16 protein-coding genes are annotated in these 17,317 nt (G+C 64.5%); 10 read left to right on the forward strand and 6 right to left on the reverse strand.

Going from position 1 to position 17,317, the window contains the following annotated elements; translation table 11 throughout:
• Positions 1–22: 22 nt before the first annotated feature.
• Positions 23–994, reverse strand: a complete 972-nt coding sequence (locus tag HALXA_RS11115) for an ABC transporter ATP-binding protein (RefSeq protein WP_013880457.1) — start codon at positions 992–994, stop codon at positions 23–25.
• 295 nt (positions 995–1,289) lie between these two features.
• Between HALXA_RS11115 and HALXA_RS11120 the strand changes: the two genes are divergently transcribed.
• Positions 1,290–1,694, forward strand: coding sequence for a winged helix-turn-helix transcriptional regulator (locus tag HALXA_RS11120; RefSeq protein ID WP_013880458.1), 405 nt, complete (start codon positions 1,290–1,292; stop codon positions 1,692–1,694).
• 41 nt (positions 1,695–1,735) lie between these two features.
• On the opposite strand, the gene HALXA_RS11125 is transcribed toward HALXA_RS11120, so the two are convergent.
• Together HALXA_RS11125 and HALXA_RS11130 are read right to left on the reverse strand one after the other, a co-directional pair.
• Positions 1,736–2,182 carry a UPF0179 family protein gene (locus HALXA_RS11125; RefSeq protein ID WP_013880459.1) on the reverse strand — a complete coding sequence of 149 codons (447 nt, stop codon included), beginning with the start codon at positions 2,180–2,182 and terminating at the stop codon, positions 1,736–1,738.
• Between the two features lie 114 nt (positions 2,183–2,296).
• Complete coding sequence (locus HALXA_RS11130; RefSeq protein WP_013880460.1) at positions 2,297–2,710, reverse strand: DUF5820 family protein; 414 nt, start codon at positions 2,708–2,710, stop codon at positions 2,297–2,299.
• An 806-nt stretch (positions 2,711–3,516) separates the two neighbouring features.
• Here HALXA_RS11130 and HALXA_RS11135 point away from each other — a divergent pair.
• From HALXA_RS11135 to HALXA_RS11160, 6 genes are all read left to right on the forward strand, one after another.
• Positions 3,517–5,589, forward strand: coding sequence for a PrkA family serine protein kinase (locus tag HALXA_RS11135; RefSeq protein WP_013880461.1), 2,073 nt, complete (start codon positions 3,517–3,519; stop codon positions 5,587–5,589).
• A 1-nt stretch (position 5,590) separates the two neighbouring features.
• On the forward strand, positions 5,591–7,876 hold the full coding sequence (locus tag HALXA_RS11140) for a PrkA family serine protein kinase (protein ID WP_013880462.1): 2,286 nt from the start codon (positions 5,591–5,593) through the stop codon (positions 7,874–7,876).
• Positions 7,867–9,198 (forward strand): YeaH/YhbH family protein, encoded by a 1,332-nt coding sequence (locus tag HALXA_RS11145; protein WP_013880463.1) that lies wholly within the window; start codon positions 7,867–7,869, stop codon positions 9,196–9,198. Before HALXA_RS11140 ends, HALXA_RS11145 begins: the two co-directional genes overlap by 10 nt.
• Positions 9,191–11,227: a SpoVR family protein gene (locus HALXA_RS11150; RefSeq protein WP_013880464.1), complete on the forward strand. Its 2,037-nt coding sequence runs from the start codon at positions 9,191–9,193 to the stop codon at positions 11,225–11,227. Before HALXA_RS11145 ends, HALXA_RS11150 begins: the two co-directional genes overlap by 8 nt.
• A 97-nt stretch (positions 11,228–11,324) precedes the next feature.
• Positions 11,325–12,020 (forward strand): HEAT repeat domain-containing protein, encoded by a 696-nt coding sequence (locus HALXA_RS11155; protein WP_013880465.1) that lies wholly within the window; start codon positions 11,325–11,327, stop codon positions 12,018–12,020.
• A gap of 39 nt (positions 12,021–12,059) precedes the next feature.
• The gene (locus HALXA_RS11160; RefSeq protein WP_013880466.1) at positions 12,060–12,461 is read left to right on the forward strand and encodes a secondary thiamine-phosphate synthase enzyme YjbQ; all 402 of its coding nucleotides are present in this window, start codon (positions 12,060–12,062) and stop codon (positions 12,459–12,461) included.
• A 1-nt stretch (position 12,462) separates the two neighbouring features.
• On the opposite strand, the gene HALXA_RS11165 is transcribed toward HALXA_RS11160, so the two are convergent.
• The gene (locus tag HALXA_RS11165; protein WP_013880467.1) at positions 12,463–13,122 is read right to left on the reverse strand and encodes a glycerophosphodiester phosphodiesterase; all 660 of its coding nucleotides are present in this window, start codon (positions 13,120–13,122) and stop codon (positions 12,463–12,465) included.
• 244 nt (positions 13,123–13,366) lie between these two features.
• Here HALXA_RS11165 and HALXA_RS11170 point away from each other — a divergent pair, with 244 nt between their 5' ends.
• Positions 13,367–13,810: a response regulator gene (locus tag HALXA_RS11170; protein ID WP_013880468.1), complete on the forward strand. Its 444-nt coding sequence runs from the start codon at positions 13,367–13,369 to the stop codon at positions 13,808–13,810.
• A 121-nt stretch (positions 13,811–13,931) separates the two neighbouring features.
• Positions 13,932–14,654, forward strand: coding sequence for an SDR family oxidoreductase (locus HALXA_RS11175; protein WP_013880469.1), 723 nt, complete (start codon positions 13,932–13,934; stop codon positions 14,652–14,654).
• A 16-nt stretch (positions 14,655–14,670) separates the two neighbouring features.
• Here HALXA_RS11175 and HALXA_RS11180 read toward each other — a convergent pair whose 3' ends face one another.
• Positions 14,671–15,024: a hypothetical protein gene (locus HALXA_RS11180; RefSeq protein ID WP_013880470.1), complete on the reverse strand. Its 354-nt coding sequence runs from the start codon at positions 15,022–15,024 to the stop codon at positions 14,671–14,673.
• 180 nt (positions 15,025–15,204) lie between these two features.
• Between HALXA_RS11180 and HALXA_RS11185 the strand changes: the two genes are divergently transcribed.
• Positions 15,205–15,444 carry a helix-turn-helix domain-containing protein gene (locus HALXA_RS11185; protein WP_013880471.1) on the forward strand — a complete coding sequence of 80 codons (240 nt, stop codon included), beginning with the start codon at positions 15,205–15,207 and terminating at the stop codon, positions 15,442–15,444.
• Between the two features lie 287 nt (positions 15,445–15,731).
• On the opposite strand, the gene glnA is transcribed toward HALXA_RS11185, so the two are convergent.
• A complete protein-coding gene (glnA, locus tag HALXA_RS11195) occupies positions 15,732–17,087 on the reverse strand; it encodes a type I glutamate--ammonia ligase (RefSeq protein WP_013880472.1) in 1,356 nt (451 codons plus the stop codon).
• Positions 17,088–17,317: the final 230 nt, after the last annotated feature.

The following is a 17,317-nucleotide window of genomic DNA, read 5'->3' on the forward strand; positions in this document are numbered from 1 at the left end:
TCGTTCACCGCGTCGTCCCCGCTCACGGCTCGGCCTCCGCGTCCCGGTTCCGGGTGCGGTTGCGCTCCGCGTCGGGGTCCGCACCGCTCGCGATCTCGAGGAAGATGTCCTCGAGGCTCGGCGTCTTCGTCTGGATGTCGGTGACGCGACCGCCCTCGGCTTCGACGGCTTCGCGGATGGCCTCGACGGAGGCCATGTCCGCGACGACGTGGCGGACTTGCTGTCCGTCATTCGTCTCTTCGCGCGTGACTTCGATGGCCCGTGATTGGTCGTCGTCGAGCGCGTCGCTCCCGTCTTTCGTCGCGTAGACGTGGTACTCGGTGCCGCCGTGTTCGTCGCGGATCTCGTCGACGCTCCCGCGGGCGATGATCCGCCCGTCGTTCATCACCGCGACGCGATCGCAGATGCTCTCGACGTGGTAGAGGTTGTGCGCGCTGAAGACGATCGTCTTCCCCTGCTCGCTCAGTTCGCGGGTGAACTCGATGATGTAGTTCGTCGTCAGCGGGTCGAGACCCGAGGCCGGCTCGTCGAAGATGAGCACGTCCGGATCGTTCACCAGCGCCCGCGCGATCGCGACCTTCCGCTTCATGCCCTTCGACATGTTGCCGATCCGCCGGTCGCGGTGCTCGAGGTCCAGGCGGTCGAGCGTGTCCGCGATCCGCTCGGTCGCGACCTCGCCGGGGACGTCGTAGAGATCTGCAAAGAACTCGAGGTAGTCCGTCGCCGTCATGTCCTCGTACAGCGGCGACTCCTCGGGGAGGAAGCCGAGTCGTCGCTGCATCGCCGGTTCGCCGGGTTGGCGGCCGGCGACGACCGCGGTTCCGGCCGTCGGTTCGACGAGTCCCGCGAGCATCTTCAGCGTCGTCGTCTTCCCCGCGCCGTTGGGGCCGACGACGCCGAACACCTCGCCGCGCTCGATCGCGAAGGTGCTGCCTTCGACGGCGGGAAAGTCGCCGTACTCTTTCCGGAGCCCGTCCACTTCGAGTATCGCCATTCGTTTCTCGAGAATAAGCGTCCGTAGTAAAGTGTAGTGGCCGGTGACAGTCGTCCGAAACGTCCGATTTGGGCTCGCTTTCGAGTATCTTCGACAGTAGAGATACCCGGTGTCCGGTGATTCACGACGGTTCCGATCTTCTCGAGTGTCGATCTGATCGGCGCAGAAGTACGTATTTTGACACGGTGGGGTGGTTATCCCAGTCGGGCGGCAACTATCCGGGAGCTTTCCCTATGTTAGCTGGTTCGTATCCGAACTGCTATACGGATGGGGACGCTACGAACGATCGACCGAGATGTCTTCCCCCCAGACGAAATCCCGCGACGACGAGGCCACTCCCCGCAGCGACGGCGAGAACGAGAGCGATGCCGACCAGCACGGCCACGACGCCGCCTGTCCCGTCATCGCGTCGATCGAGCAGATCGGCTCGCAGTGGCGACTCGCGGTCCTCCACGAACTGCTAGACGGCGAGCAGCGGTTCAACGAACTCAAGCGCTCGACCGACGCCAACGCCCGCACCCTGTCGCGCGTTCTCGACGACCTCGGCGAGATGGGGTTCGTCGAGCGTCGCATCGAGGAGGACTCGCCGATCGCGACCTACTACAGCCTCACCGAGAAGGGCAAGTCCTTAGAGCCGGTGTTCGACGAGATCGAGTGCTGGGCGGGCAGTTGGCTCGACGAGGACGCGCTCGAGAAGTAGCGCCAACAACGTTTGTTTTGAGCGGCCGTCCGCCGTCGACGTCAGTCGTCGACGTCGAGTTCGACCAACTCGAGCGAGCGATCGAGGTGGCAGACGTCGTGGGGCGGGTCGCCGCGGATCTCCCGAATGCGGTACTCCTCGTCGAATTCGACGCCGTCGGGTTCGCAGTACTCGTGACTCGGACACTCGACGTACGGGCAGGGACCCTGCAGACTCGCTTTACTCCCCGCGAACGCGCCCTTCGACGGAACGTTCGCCTCGACGGCGGCGGGCTCGACTTCGACGGCACGGACGCCGCCGTCGTGCATCGCGCACTCCAGCGTTTGCGCCTTTTCGCGGACGTCGGTAACGCGGTACTTGGTGCCCTCGGAGAGATTGAGACACTGGCTGCGGTAGGGACAGCCGGCGCAGCCGTCGGCCTCGCCCTGATAGACGAATTCGGTGCCGGGCTCGGCCAAGCGGGAGCCGATGAGCGTGACGGTCGACATAGCACGGCGTAGTCGGCACGCGCGGTTAAGCCTCTCGTCCTCGTCACGCGACGTCTTCACGTCCGCCTATCCGGCCCGTCCAGCGACAGGCTCGAGGCGCAGGATCCTGAACCGCTATTCGGTCTTCGCATCGCCGCGACCCGTCAGTTCGTCGAGCCGATCGAAGTACCGCTCGCGGGGCACCTGGTACAGCCCCCGGTAGTCGATCTCCCCGTCGTCGAACGCCCGCGCGAGTTCGACCGTGCGCTCGAGCGCTTCCGCCCGCGTCGGGTAGCGGTCGTGGTCCTCGAGCGTGACGTCGGGCTCGAGGTAGAGCGTGACGAACCAGTCGCTGGCGCCGGTGGCGTCGGTCGGGTTCCGCCCGGGGCGGCGGGTTCGCCGGCCGTGGGTGAGGTACAGGGTCGGCAGACAGGGCGCGGGAAATTCGGCGGCGTCGAAGACGTCGGGCCGGTACGCGAGGACGAGGCGACCGTCGTCGCCCCGAGACCAGACGGCCCAGGAATCGGGCAGGTCCGTCAGTTCGTCCATATCGGCCGTACCGTCGCCGGTCCTAAAGCCTCGTCGTCGCGGGACGATGCGACTGCGATTGACGACTGTTTCCCGGTCTCGAGCGTTCTCTGCCGCGAGATCGACGTCCCGCTAGCCGTCCGACTTACCGGGCTTGCAGGATCCGGGAACAGCGTTGTTACTCCGGCCCACTCTCATGCGACCGCATTTCACGCGATGCAGCGCGTCCCGAAATATAAGCGGAGTAACGTATGAGTGGTACTAACGTATGCGCCCAGGCAATCGAGCGCGCGCGAGCGCGCCACGCCAGTGCAGGCCCGTCGTTTACGGCACCCGTCTTCAAAAAATGAGGTGTGGTATCAATTGACGGTGTACGGTTCTGGCAGGATTTGCCTGCAATTAACTGCTGGTAAATACCTTTTGGGGCTAAGATTAAGTACCTGGATTACTCACTCATTAAATACTATCGGTATCCGATCGCCGGACCGATCCACTCTGCGTCCGTCCCCGGCGCACGTCGCGCACGATCTCCGATCCGGTCGTTGCGCAACGACGAGTGGTGATCGATCACACATGACACGACACGTCGCCGCCCGACGGGGTCCGCGCTCACCGAGCGCCGCGCTCGAGGAGGGACGACCGTGTGACGTCGTCGAACGGGCGGGCCGGATGACCGGTCCCCCGACGAAGCGGGCGGGCTGGACCGCCGGAATCGGTTCGGCCGCGCGAGGCTCCAGCCGGTCGACTGCTGCCCACTCCACGACGCGCTCCCCGCGCGATCACAACAGAACCCGACGGCAGGGGAGCACCCAACGAGCACTGATACAATGAACGGTGACATCGAGACGCTCGAGACGCTCAGCACGGAATACAAGGAATCGATGCCCGCGGACCTGCGGGAAACCAAGTCCTTCGACTGGTACTTAGAGGAAGTCTACGAGGACCCGAAGATCGCCCGCAACGCCCACCAGCGGGTTGCGGATATGTTCGACCACTACGGGACGACCTACGACGAGACGGAGGGCATGGTCGAGTACCTGCTGGCCAGCGAAGACCCGCTGCACGACGGCGAGAACACCTTCTACGGGAAGGTGATCCACCAGTCGATCCACGAGTTCGTCAACAAGGTCAAGTCCGGCGCCCGCCGGCTCGGCCCCGAGCGGCGTATCAAGCTGCTGCTCGGCCCGGTCGGCTCCGGCAAGTCCCACTTCGACAAGCAGGTGCGCCGCTACTTCGAGGATTACACTCTGCGCGAGGAGGGCCGGATGTACACGTTCCGCTGGACGAACCTCTGCGACGTCGTCCAGGATCAGGACCCGGCCGACGACACGGTTCGGTCCCCGATGAACCAGGACCCGCTCGTCCTGCTGCCGCTCGAGCAGCGCCAGCGGGTCATCGACGATCTCAACGAGAACTTAGACGCGCCCTACACGATCCAGAACGACCAGGCGCTGGATCCCGAGTCGGAGTTCTACATGGACAAGCTGCTGGCCTACTACGACGACGACCTCCAGCAGGTCCTCGAGAACCACGTCGAGATTATCCGACTGGTCGCCGACGAGAACAAGCGCCAGGCGCTCGAGACGTTCGAGCCCAAGGACAAGAAGAACCAGGACGAGACCGAACTGACCGGCGACGTCAACTACTCGAAGATCGCCATCTACGGCGAATCCGATCCGCGCGCGTTCGACTACTCGGGGGCGTTCTGTAACGCCAACCGCGGTATCTTCTCCGGCGAGGAGTTGCTGAAGCTGCAGCGGGAGTTCCTCTACGACTTCCTGCACGCCACCCAGGAGCAGACGATCAAGCCGAAGAACAACCCGCGGATCGACATCGACCAGGTGATCGTCGGCCGCACCAACATGCCCGAGTACAAGGACAAGAAGGGCGACGAGAAGATGGAGGCGTTCAACGACCGCACCAAGCGGATCGACTTCCCGTACGTCCTCTCCTACGAGGACGAGGCCCAGATCTACTGGAAGATGTTAAACAACGCCGACGTGCCGGACATCAACGTCGAGCCCCACACGCTCGAGATGGCCGGCCTGTTCGGCGTCCTCACGCGCATCGAGGAGCCCGACGCCGAAACCGTCGATCTGCTCTCGAAGGCCAAAGCCTACAACGGCGAGATCGACGAGGGCGACGACATCGACGTGAAGAAGCTCCGCGAGGAGGCCGAACAGAAGGCCGAGATCGGCGAGGGCATGGTCGGCGTCTCGCCCCGGTTCATCGGCGACGAGATCGCCGAGGCTATCATGGACTCCAAACACCGCCAGCGCGGGTTCCTCTCGCCGCTGACGGTGTTCAACTTCTTCGAGGAGAACCTCGAACACCACGGCTCCATCCCGGAGGACAACTTCGAGAAGTACTACCGCTACCTCGAGACGGTCCGCGAGGAGTACAGGGAGCGGGCCATCGAGGACGTCCGCCACGCCCTCGCGTACGACGTCGACGAGATCCAGCGCCAGGGCGAGAAGTACATGGACCACGTCATGGCCTACATCGACGACGACACCATCGAGGACGAGCTCACGGGCCGCGAGCAGGAACCCGACGAGACCTTCCTGCGCTCCGTCGAGGAAAAACTCGACATCCCCGAGGACCGCAAGGACGACTTCCGTCAGGAAGTGAGCAATTGGGTCTCCCGGCGCGCCCGCGAGGGCGAAGCGTTCAACCCGCAGGACAACGAGCGCCTGCGCCGCGCACTCGAGCGCAAACTCTGGGAGGACAAGAAGCACAACATCAACTTCTCCGCGCTGGTCTCGGCCAACGAGTTTGACGACGACGAACGGTCCGCGTGGATCGACGCCCTGATGGAGCAGGGATACTCCGAGGGCGGCGCCAAGGAAGTACTCGAGTTCGCCGGCGCGGAGGTCGCCAAGGCAGAGATGGACGACTAACATGACCGAACGCGACTACGTCACCGAGGCCGACCGCCAACTCGAGGAGACCTACGAGGAGCCGATGGGCCTCGCGGCGTACGTCGATCGGATCTTCGAGAACCCGACGATCGCCTCCCACGCCTCGAAGTACCTGCTCGAGGCGATCGAGGCGGCCGGCACGCGCACGGTGGTCGAGGAGGGCGAGGAGAAGGAGCGCTACCGCTTCTTCGACGATCCGCACAACGACGGCGAGCACGCCATCCTCGGCAACACCGAGGTGCTGAACGGGTTCGTCGACGACCTCCGATCGATCGCCGCGGGCCGGGCGAAAGACGAGAAGATCATCTGGTTCGAGGGGCCCACCGCCACCGGAAAGTCGGAACTCAAGCGCTGTCTGGTCAACGGACTGCGCGAGTACTCCAAGACGCCCGAGGGCCGGCGGTACACCGTCGAGTGGAACGTTACGACCGCCGAGGCCGGCGAGCGCGGGCTGAGCTACGGCGGCGATCCGACCGCGACCGACGACCAGAACTGGTACGAGAGTCCCGTTCAGGCCCACCCCCTGTCGGTGTTCCCGGAGGACGTCCGCCAGGGCATCCTCGAGGATCTGAACGCCGAACTCGACGACCACGTCCCGGTACGGGTCGACGCGGAACTCGACCCGTTCTCCCGGGAAGCGTACGACTACTTGGAGGAGCGCTACCGTCGGGACGGCGAGGAAGCGCTGTTCTCGGCGATCACGGACGACGCGCACCTGCGCGTGAAGAACTACGTGGTCGACGTGGGCCAGGGCGTCGGCGTCCTCCACAGCGAGGACGAGGGCCAGCCCAAGGAACGGCTCGTCGGCTCGTGGATGCACGGGATGCTCCAGGAACTGGATTCGCGCGGGCGAAAGAACCCGCAGGCGTTCAGCTACGACGGCGTGCTCTCGCAGGGCAACGGCGTCCTCACGATCGTCGAGGACGCGGCCCAACACGCCGACCTGCTCCAGAAGCTGCTGAACGTGCCCGACGAGCAGTCCGTGAAGCTGGACAAGGGGATCGGGATGGACGTCGACACGCAGATGCTGATCATCTCGAACCCCGACCTCGAGGCCCAGCTCAATCAGCACGCCGACCGCAACGGGATGGACCCGCTGAAAGCGTTGAAGCGGCGACTCGACAAGCACCGCTTCGGCTACCTGACGAACCTCAGCCTCGAGTCCGAGCTCATCCGGCGCGAGCTGACCAACGAGACGGAGGTTTGGGAGGCGGAAAGCTACGACGAACTCGAGGACCGGATCCGCGCGCCGGTGACGGTCGCGGTCAAGAACCAGGCCGGCGAGACGACGGTGGAGGAGTTCGCACCGCACGCGCTCGAGGCGGCCGCGCTGTACGCGGTCGTCACGCGGTTGGACGAGGAGAACCTGCCGAACGGGCTCGACCTCGTGGATAAGGCCTTGATCTACGATCAGGGCTACTTACAGGAGGGCGACACCCGCCGCGAGAAGGAGGAGTTCGACTTCGACGACGACAACAACGACGGCGACCACGGGATTCCGGTCACGTACACGCGGGATACCCTGGCGGAACTCCTGCAGACTGATCGGGACCGCCACCACCCCGACTTGGCGGTCGAGGACGTCGTCATGCCCCGCGACGTGTTGAACGCGATGGCCGAGGGGCTGGCCGAGGCGCCGGTCTTCTCGACGGGCGAGCGCTCGGAGTTCGAGAACCGCGTCGTTCCGGTGAAGAACTACATCTACGACCGGCAGGAGTCAGACGTCATCGAGGCGATCATGCACGACAAGCGGGTCGACGAGGAGACCGTCGCCGAGTACGTCGAGCACGTCTACGCGTGGGAGACCGACGAGCCGCTGTACAACGACCGCGGCGAGCGCGTCGAGCCGGACCCGCTGAAGATGAAGCTGTTCGAGGTCGAGCACCTCGGGCGGTTCTCCGAGGACGAGTACGAGGGGAACCTCCCCCGCGAGAGCGTCCGCAACTTCCGCCGCGAGAAGGTGATCACCTCCTTGAACCGCCACGCCTGGGAGCACCGCAACGAGGACTTCTCCGTCGAGGACGTCGACCTCACCGCGATCCCGGTGATCAAGACCGTCCTCGAGAGCCACGACTGGGACGACGTCAAGCGGACCTTCGAGGACTTCGACCCCCGCCAGTGGGACGACCCGCCGAGCGGCACCGAGACGGCGGCGATCAAGGAGGATACGATCGAGACGATGGTCGACCTCTTCGGGTACTCCGAGGCGTCGGCCGAACTGACAAGCAGACACGTCATGGGACAGGTGAGCTACAGATGGGACTGAGAGACGATCTCGAACGATTCCGCGAAGTGGGCGAAAAGCGCCGTGAGGATCTGGCCGACTTCATCCAGTACGGCGACCTCGGGGGCAGCGGCCCCGGACAGATCAACATCCCGGTGAAGATCGTCTCGCTGCCGGAGTTCGAGTACGATCAGCGCGACAAGGGCGGCGTCGGGCAGGGCGACGGCGACACGCCCGACACCGGCCAGCCGGTCGGCCAGCCCCAACCCCAGCCGGGAGACGGCGACGGTGACGAGGACGGCGAACCCGGCGAGGAGGGCGGCGAGCACGAGTACTACGAGATGGACCCCGAGGAGTTCGCCCAGGAGTTGGACGAGGAACTCGGACTCGACCTCGATCCGAAGGGCAAGAAGGTCGTCGAGGAGAAGGAGGGTCCCTTCACCGACCTCACGCGGACCGGCCCCAACAGCACGCTCGACTTCGAGCGGATGTTCAAGGAGGGGCTCAAGCGCAAGCTGGCGATGGACTTCGACGAGGAGTTCCTCCGCGAACTCTGCAAGGTCGAGGGCATCGAACCCCGCGACGTCTTCGAGTGGGCCCGCGGCGAGAACCTGCCGGTTTCGATGGCCTGGATCGAAGAGGCCTACAAGGACATCCCCGACGATGAGCGAGGGAAGTGGGCCTCGATCGAGGAGGTCGAGAACAACGTCGAGCGCGAGGACGTCCAGCAGAAGATCCGCCGCGAGGGGATCGACCACGTCCCCTTCCGCCGCGAGGACGAGCGCTACCGCCACCCCGAGATCATCGAGGAGAAAGAGAAGAACGTCGTCGTGGTCAACATCCGCGACGTCTCCGGCTCGATGCGCGAGAAGAAGCGGGAACTCGTCGAGCGCACCTTCACGCCGCTCGACTGGTACCTCCAGGGCAAGTACGACAACGCCGAGTTCGTCTACATCGCCCACGACGCCGAGGCCTGGGAGGTCGAGCGCGAGGAGTTCTTCGGCATCCGCAGCGGCGGCGGCACGAAGATCTCGAGCGCGTACGAACTGGCCGCCGAACTGCTCGAGGAGTACCCCTGGAGCGACTGGAACCGCTACGTCTTCGCGGCCGGCGACTCCGAGAACTCCTCGAACGACACCGAGGAGCGAGTCATCCCGATGATGGAGCAGATTCCGGCGAACCTCCACGCCTACGTCGAGACCCAGCCCAGCGGCAACGCGATCAACGCCACCCACGCCGAGGAGCTCGAGCGCCACTTCGGCACGGACGACGACGAGGTTGCGGTGGCCTACGTCAACGGCGAGGCGGACGTGACCGACGCGATCTACGAGATCCTCTCGACGGAGAGTGATGACGATGAGTAAATCCAACTCCAACGCCGATCGCTTCCGCAAACAGGCGATCGCTACCGACCTCGAGGAACCGGTCGAAGAGGCCCGCAACCTCGCTCAGAAGCTCGGCCTCGAACCCTACCCCGTCAAGTACTGGATCATCGACTACGACGAGATGAACGAACTCATCGCCTACGGCGGCTTCCAGAGCCGCTACCCGCACTGGCGGTGGGGCATGCAGTACGACAAGCAGCGCAAGCAGGGCCAGTACGGCGGCGGGAAGGCCTTCGAGATCGTCAACAACGACAATCCGGCCCACGCGTTCCTCCAGGAGTCGAACACGCTGGCCGACCAGAAGGCCGTCATCACCCACGTCGAGGCCCACTCGGACTTCTTCGCGAACAACGAGTGGTTCGGGCTCTTTACCAGCGGCCGGGCCGACGAGGAGCAGGTCAACGCCGCCGCGATGCTCGAGCGCCACGCGCGGGCCATCGACGACTACATGTCCGACCCCGACATCGACCGCGCGGAGGTCGAAAAGTGGATCGACCACTGCCTCTCGCTCGAGGACAACATCGACCAGCACCGCGTCTTCCAGCGTCGCCTCGAGGTCGACGGTCCGGGCGACGAACTCGAGGACTTGGACGACGACCTCGCGGAGAAACTCGACGAACTGAACCTCTCCGACGAGATCAAAGGCGAGGTGTTCGACGAGGAGTGGCTCGAGCAACTCGAGGGCGAGGACGGCGGCGTCACGTTCCCCGACGAGCCCGAAAAAGACATCCTCGCGTTCGTTCGCGAACACGGCAAGCGGTACGACGACGACGCCGAACGGGCCGTCGAGATGGAGGAGTGGCAGCGAGACGTGCTCGACATGATGCGGGCGGAGGCGTACTACTTCGCCGCCCAGAAGATGACGAAGGTGATGAACGAGGGCTGGGCCGCCTACTGGGAGTCGACGATGATGACCGACGAGACCTTCGCCGGCGACGACGAGTTCATGAACTACGCCGACCACATGGCGAAGGTCCTCGCGTCCGGCGGCCTGAACCCCTACAGCCTCGGCATGGAGCTGTGGGAGTACGTCGAGAACACCACCAACCGCCGCGAAGTCCTCGAGCACCTGCTGCGCGTCGAGGGCATCTCGTGGCGCAACCTCGCCGACGTCGTCGACTTCGACGACGTTCTCGAAACGCTCGAGCCTCCGGAACCGATCGACACTATCACCCCCGAGACGCTGGACTCGCTCGAGGAAGTCCCTGACGAGTGGGTCGACCGCGAGGCCCTCGAGAAGGCCCGCGAGGGCGAGATCGACGTCGAAAAGTACCCCTGGAAGGTGCTGACCTACGAGGGACTGGCTCGGCGCCACTACTCGCTGGTCAAGCGCCAGAACCGCGGCTTCCTCTCGCGGGTCAACCAGAACGAACTCGAGCGGATCGGCCGCTACCTGTTCGACGACGCCCGGTACTCGTCGGTCGAGGAAGCGCTCGAGGACGTCGACTTCGCCGCGGGCTGGGATCGGATGTTCGACATCCGCGAGAGCCACAACGACGTCACCTTCCTCGACGAGTTCCTCACGGAGGAGTTCATCACGGAAAACAACTACTTCACCTACGAGCACTCGCAGGCGACCGGGCAGTTCCACGTCGCCAGCGACGCCGCCGAGGATGTCAAGAAGAAGTTGCTCCTGCAGTTCACCAACTTCGGGAAGCCGACGATCGCGGTCTACGACGGCAACTACAACAACGCCAACGAACTGCTGCTGGGCCACCAGTACAACGGCGTCATGCTCGACCTCGGGAAGGCCAAGGAGACCTTGAAGCGCATCTTCGAGCTCTGGGGCCGGCCGGTGAACCTGCTGACGATCGTCAAGGAGGTCGACGAGCACGACATCGAGGTCGCGAAGCGTCGCAACCGCGAACCCGAGGCCCAAGAGCGCGGGAAACTGATCCGCTACGACGGCGACGAGGTCACCGTCGAGGACGTACCGTGGGAGGAAGTCGAGCACCTCTCGGCAGACGACGTCGACTACGACACGAAACCCGAGAACTGGCTCGCCTGAACGGCCGATTGACTTCCGGCCCGTCCGCTTCTTTCAGCTATCCGTGAATTAAACAGACAGAAGATTTTTACCGCCGATAGGATATGGAGCGCATGTTATGGATGGGGATGGGGGCGAGGGCAGCGCACAACTCCACCGCTCCGCGGACTCGCACGCGGCTGCGGATTCGAACTCGAGTGGGGGCTCGAGTTCGAGTCCGACGCTACACGGCGACGCGGACGCGGAGTTCAACCTGCCGGCGGTCCTCGCACAACTCGACGCAACGGACGCGGACGTACAGCGACAGGCGGTTCGGACGATCCGGGCTCACGTCGACGATCGTCCCGAGGCCTGTATCCCGACCGTCTCGAAGTTACGAACGCTGCTCGAGCGGCCGGACCTCGAGTACCACGAGGCGGTCGCCTACTGCCTCGCGGAACTGGCCGAGGAGTCGGCCGCCGACGTCGCACCGTCCGCGGACGAGATCGTCTCGTTCGCGACCGAACGGCCGTCGCACCCGGCGACGGCCGATTGCTGTCGGAGTCTGGCGGCCATCGCCGACGAGCGACCGGGCGCGCTCGTCGACCGCGTCGATGCGCTCGTTCCGACTCTCGAGAGCGACGATGCGACAGTGCGGGCGAACGCCGCGCTCGCGCTCGCCCGCGTGGCCGACGGGGCTGACGGCCCCCTCGAGCAGACTGATACACCCGACGTGCTCGAGGACGTACGCGCGATACTCGCCGATCTCGAGCGCACCGATCCCGACCCCGATGTTCGGGAGTGGGCCGCACAGGCGCGCGATCGACTGCGCTGAACCGTAACTATCAGACCGCCGGCCCGCGTTCGCCCGCGTATGCGGACGGAATTCACCGTCGACACCGACGCGCGACTCACGACCGTCGAGGTCACCGACCAGATTGCGGCAGCCGTTCCAGACGACCTCGAGTCGGGCACCTGCACGGCGTTCGTCGAGCACACGACCGCGGGGCTCGTCGTTCAGGAGAACGAATCGCGGCTCCGCGAGGACCTCGAGTCGTATCTCTCGGAACTCGTGCCTGACGAAGGCCACGCCCACGATCAACTGGACGGCAACGCGGACTCGCACCTGCGCGCGACGCTGATCGGGCCGGACGTGACGATACCCGTTACGGACGGCGAACTGGCGCTCGGCGCGTGGCAATCGATCCTGTTCGTCGAGTGCGACGGGCCGCGAACGCGGACGGTCTCGGTGACGACCGTCGGTGACTCTGCATAGCTCAGGGACGGATCGGTCGATCCGCGGAAACGTAATCGACGCCCCGCCGCTCGAGCAGTTTCGCCACCAGCCGCCGTTCGATCGACCACGAGTGGACCTCGAGGCCGACGGCCTTCGCCCGGGGAACGAGCCGCGTCGTCAGGCAGCGCCACCAGTTCGCGCCGATGACGTCACAGCCGAGTTCGACCGCCGTCGTGACCGGGTTCTCGAGGTGACGGTTGGCGAGCAGACCCGTCGGCTGGCCGGAATCGAGGTCGCGCATCGTCCGCAGTTCCGGGACGAGAAACGAGGTCGTGACGACGCGGTTCTCGAGATCCTCGATCGCCTCGAGAACGTCCGCAGCGATCCCGAGTTCCTTCATCTCGAGGTTGACCACCACGTCCGATGGGAGCGCAGCGATCGTCTCCTCGAGCGTCGGAATCCGTTCGCCGGACTCGAGGACGGTGTGGGTCTTGAGTTCCTCGAGGGAACTGTGGACGACGGTGCCGACGCCGCCGGTGACGCGGTCGATCGTTTCGTCGTGAACGACGACGAGTTCGCCGGAGCCACAGCGTCGAACGTCGAACTCGACGGCGTCCGCTCGGTCGGCCGCCGACCGGATCGCCGCGATCGTATTCTCGGGAGCCGTTGCGGAGAACCCGCGGTGTGCGATCACTCGCATTCACCGCTCAAAACGGCTCGAATATCGTTATAACCCCCCTCCGGTCTCCCCCGGTAGACTCCCCATTTCTGTTGATAAGATCCACCGGAGATCTTCGCAGGCAATTTCCGACGGCTCGACTGATTGCCAGTTCCAAAGCCTTTAGCAAGTACTCTTAAACCCATACCGTTACTACCACAATCCAAGTGCCTAATTCGATGTCCTCCGTTCCATCTTCCCCTAGACCTGCTTGTGGTGACCTCGTATGAGCGGTCGGCTAACCGAACCCGTCGAAATTCTGTTGGTCGAGGACAATCCCGGCGACGTCCGGCTCATTCAGGAAGCGTTCAAGGACCTCCCGACCGAGGTCACGCTGTGCGTCGTTACCGACGGGGACGACGCGCTAACCCTGCTCCAGGACCGACAGGCCGAGACGGCACCCCTCCCCGATCTCGTCCTGCTCGATCTCAACCTGCCGCGAATGGGCGGACTCGAGTTCCTCGAGGCGATCCAGGACGAGCCCGCGTTTGCTCGGCTCCCGGTCCTCGTGTTGACGAGTTCAGAGGCCTACGAGGACGTCCTCGAGAGCTACGAGCTCGCCGCAAACGCCTACCTCACCAAACCGACCGATCCCGACGAGTTTTCCTCGATGGTCGAGACGATCGCGGAGTTCTGGTTCCAGCGCGCTGCGCTGCCGCCGATGGCGTAGTCGGACGGTCGAATCGATCACCGACCGAGTCGATCGAGTCTACAATCGAATCGGGCCGCCGTCTCCGTTTCCGTTCGTTTGACCCCTGCCATTGATCCCCTCTGCCGTTGCAGGGCCGCCTATGGCAACCGCCAAATCGTTCACCGTCGACTTCGACGACACCGTCGCCGTCATCACCGGCGCCAGCGGCGCGCTCGGGAGCGCCGCGGTCGACCGCTTCCGAGCTGCCGGCGCGACGGTCTGTGCCGTCGACGTCGTCGCCCCCGACGCGGAGGACAGCCTGCTCGAGCCCGACTCGAAGACCCACTTCTACGAGGCCGACCTCACCGACGAGTCCGACGTCTCCGAACTCGTCGCGTCGATCGTCGACGATCGCGGTCGGATCGACCACCTGCTGAACATCGCCGGCACCTGGACGGGCGGCGATCCGATCGAGGAGACCGACCTCGAGGAGTTCGAGTTGCTGGTCGACGTCAACCTGAAGACGGCGTTTCTCGCGTCGAAACACGCGTTGCCGCACCTGCAGGAAAACGAGGGGTCGATCGTCAGCGTCAGCGCCCGCTCCTCGCTCGAGGGCGGCGAAGGCGACGGGCCGTACCGCATCACGAAGGCGGGCATCCGGATTCTCACGGAGACGCTCGCCGAGGAGAACGAGGGGACCGTTCGCGCGAACTGCGTGATGCCGAGCGTGATCGACACGCCGGCGAATCGGGAAATGATGCCGGACGCGGATCACGGGGCCTGGGTCGAGCCGGCCGAGATCGCGGACGTGATGGCCTTCCTCTGTAGCGACGGGGCGGCGGTGACCAGCGGCGCCGCGGTGCCGGTCTACGGCGAGGCCTGACCGGTTCGCTGAGCGGCTAGTCGACGCTGCGGATCGCGTCGTCGGCCGACAGTTCCACGGTCTCCGATCTGATCTCGTCGTCCTCGCGCCACTGGTAGTACCGGTATTTCGTCCCCGCGATCTCGGTGACCGTGACGGTCGCGCGTTCGGGAACCCCCGGCGGGTAGCCGCCGTTGTCGCTGTCGTCGTCGGAATCACCGTCACTCGAGTCGCTACCGTTCCGTTCCGCTTCGACCCACGCAGCGAGATCCTCCGCGTACGCCGCGACCGCGGGCAGTGCCTCCGGGTCGCGTTTCGCGAGTTCGACGAGGGACTCGCGAAGCGACGGTTCGAGCGCGGCCGGCGGACGCGGCCGGTCGTTGTCGGCCATGGATCGGCGATTCGTCGCGAGCGATAAAATGGGCGCCGGTTGCGGAACCTGTGTCGAACACGCAGCCGGCCCGCGGCGCTCGAGCCACCGTTGATATACCAACTATTAACACCTGATATCGGATTTATATTCAAGCGCAGTACACGCTTATATACCAGCGCGGAGTTCGTTCACGTGACAATGCAGACACAGGAGCACCGCTCCGCGGAAACAGCACGGATCGGACCCGTTCCCGAGAGTATCGAGTCCACGCAGGCGAAACTCGTGTACGTCTACCTCGCGGCGACGGGGAGCGCGACGATCGACGAACTTCGGGAGACGCTGGCGCTGAAGAAGATCACGTTATTGAGCGTGCTACGGTCCCTGATACGGGTCGGTATAGTCGAGAAGGACGGCTCGAACTACGTCGTTACGGCGTGACAGGGTTGGCGTGACTGGGTTCGGTGACGAGTAGCACTATGTCTGCGTCGAGTTCGGTGCTCGAGCGACGAGTGCTCTCCGGCGACCGGGTGCCGCTAAAAAAGGACGAACAATGAACGGAACCGCAAACGGCGAGTGACTGGTGACGAACGGCGAACTGCGAGTGCGAGCCGTCCTCGAGCGCGGAGCCGACGAAATCGAACCGCATCGTCGAGAGCCGCGACGGAAACCGACGCGTAAAGTCGGTGTGACTGTGAACCTGAATCGCGGAGGCTGCCGAGTTAGTGTTAGTACTTCTCGAGGTAGCGATCGATCTCCCACTGGGAGACGTCGACGAGGTACTCCTCGAACTCCTGGCTCTTCGCTTCGACGAACTTGGGCGCGACGTGTTCGCCCAGCGCGTTGTAGATGACTTCGTCGTTCTCGAGGGCTTCGACGGCTTCGCCGAGGTTCGACGGCAGCGTGTCGATGCCGTACTCTTCTCGCTTCTCGTCGTCGAACTCGTAGATGTTCTCGCGGATCGGGTCGGGACACTCGAGGTCCTGCTCGATGCCGTCCAGCCCCGCGTGGATCATGGCGGCGAACGCGAGGTACGGGTTACAGGACGGGTCCGGCGAGCGCAGTTCGATGCGGCTCGCGGCCGGGACGCGGGCGGCCGGCTTGCGGACCAGCGCCGAGCGGTTGCGGTCCGACCAGGCGACGTAGACCGGCGCCTCGTAGCCCGGCACCAGGCGCTTGTAGCTGTTCACGGTGGGGTTCGCGACCGCCGTGATCGCCGGCGCGTGCTCGAGGATGCCGGCGAGGTAGGAGTGGGCGGTGTCCGAGAGGTTGAACTCGTCGTCCTCGTCGTGGAACGCGTTCTCGCCGTCCGTCGTCATCAGCGACTGGTGGGTGTGCATGCCGGAGCCGTTGATGCGCGGGATCGGCTTCGGCATGAAGGTGGCGTGCAGATCGTGCTGGGCGGCGATCGCGCGGACGACCATCCGGAAGGTGGCGACGTTGTCGGCCGTCGACAGCGCGTCGTCGTACTCGAAGTTGATCTCGTGTTGCCCCTTCGCGACCTCGTGGTGGCTCGCCTCGATCTCGAAGCCCATACTCTCGAGGCCGTAGATGATGTCGCGGCGGACGTCGCTGGCGAGGTCCTTGGGCGCGACGTCGAAGTAGCCGCCGTGGTCGCCGGTCTCGGTCGTGGCGTTCCCGTCTTCGTCTTCCTCGAAGAGGAAGAACTCCGGTTCCGGTGCGAAGTTGACGGTGTAGCCCATGTCTTCGGCGCGCTCGAGGGCGTTCTTCAGCACGCGGCGCGGGTCGCCCTCGAAGGGCTCGCCCGTGGAGGTGTCGTAGACGTCGCAGATCATCCGGGCCGCGGCGCTTTCCTCGTCGTTGCGCCACGGGAGGACCGCGAACGTGTCCGGATCGGGGACGAGGCGCATGTCCGATTCCTGAATGCGGACGAAGCCCTCGATCGAGGAGCCGTCGAAGTAGATCCCCTCGGTGAAGGCCTTCTCGGCCTGCCGGGCCGGCACGGCGACGTTCTTGACCGTGCCCAGAATGTCGGTAAACTGCAGGCGGAGGAAGTCGACGTCTTCCTCCTCGATTTTCTCCAGTACTTCTTCTTCCGCAGCGGTCAGGTTGTCACCTGTCATCTTCTACTCGAGTAAGCCAATGGATTCTACTATTAAAGCTCTACTGTTGTGGGCGAATATACTCAGATCGGATCAGAAATATTCAATCGTACGCTTCCAACATCCGATAGCCGGGTTCGATGTGAATTCCGTTCGCAAAACGGGAGCAAAATTTGAGAATGTTCGCGATGGTGGTCGGAACGGGGTTTACATTCGTCTGAATATGCGTGAACAGCCAATGAATCGGCCGT

This window comes from Halopiger xanaduensis SH-6 (assembly GCF_000217715.1).
GTDB lineage: Archaea > Halobacteriota > Halobacteria > Halobacteriales > Natrialbaceae > Halopiger > Halopiger xanaduensis.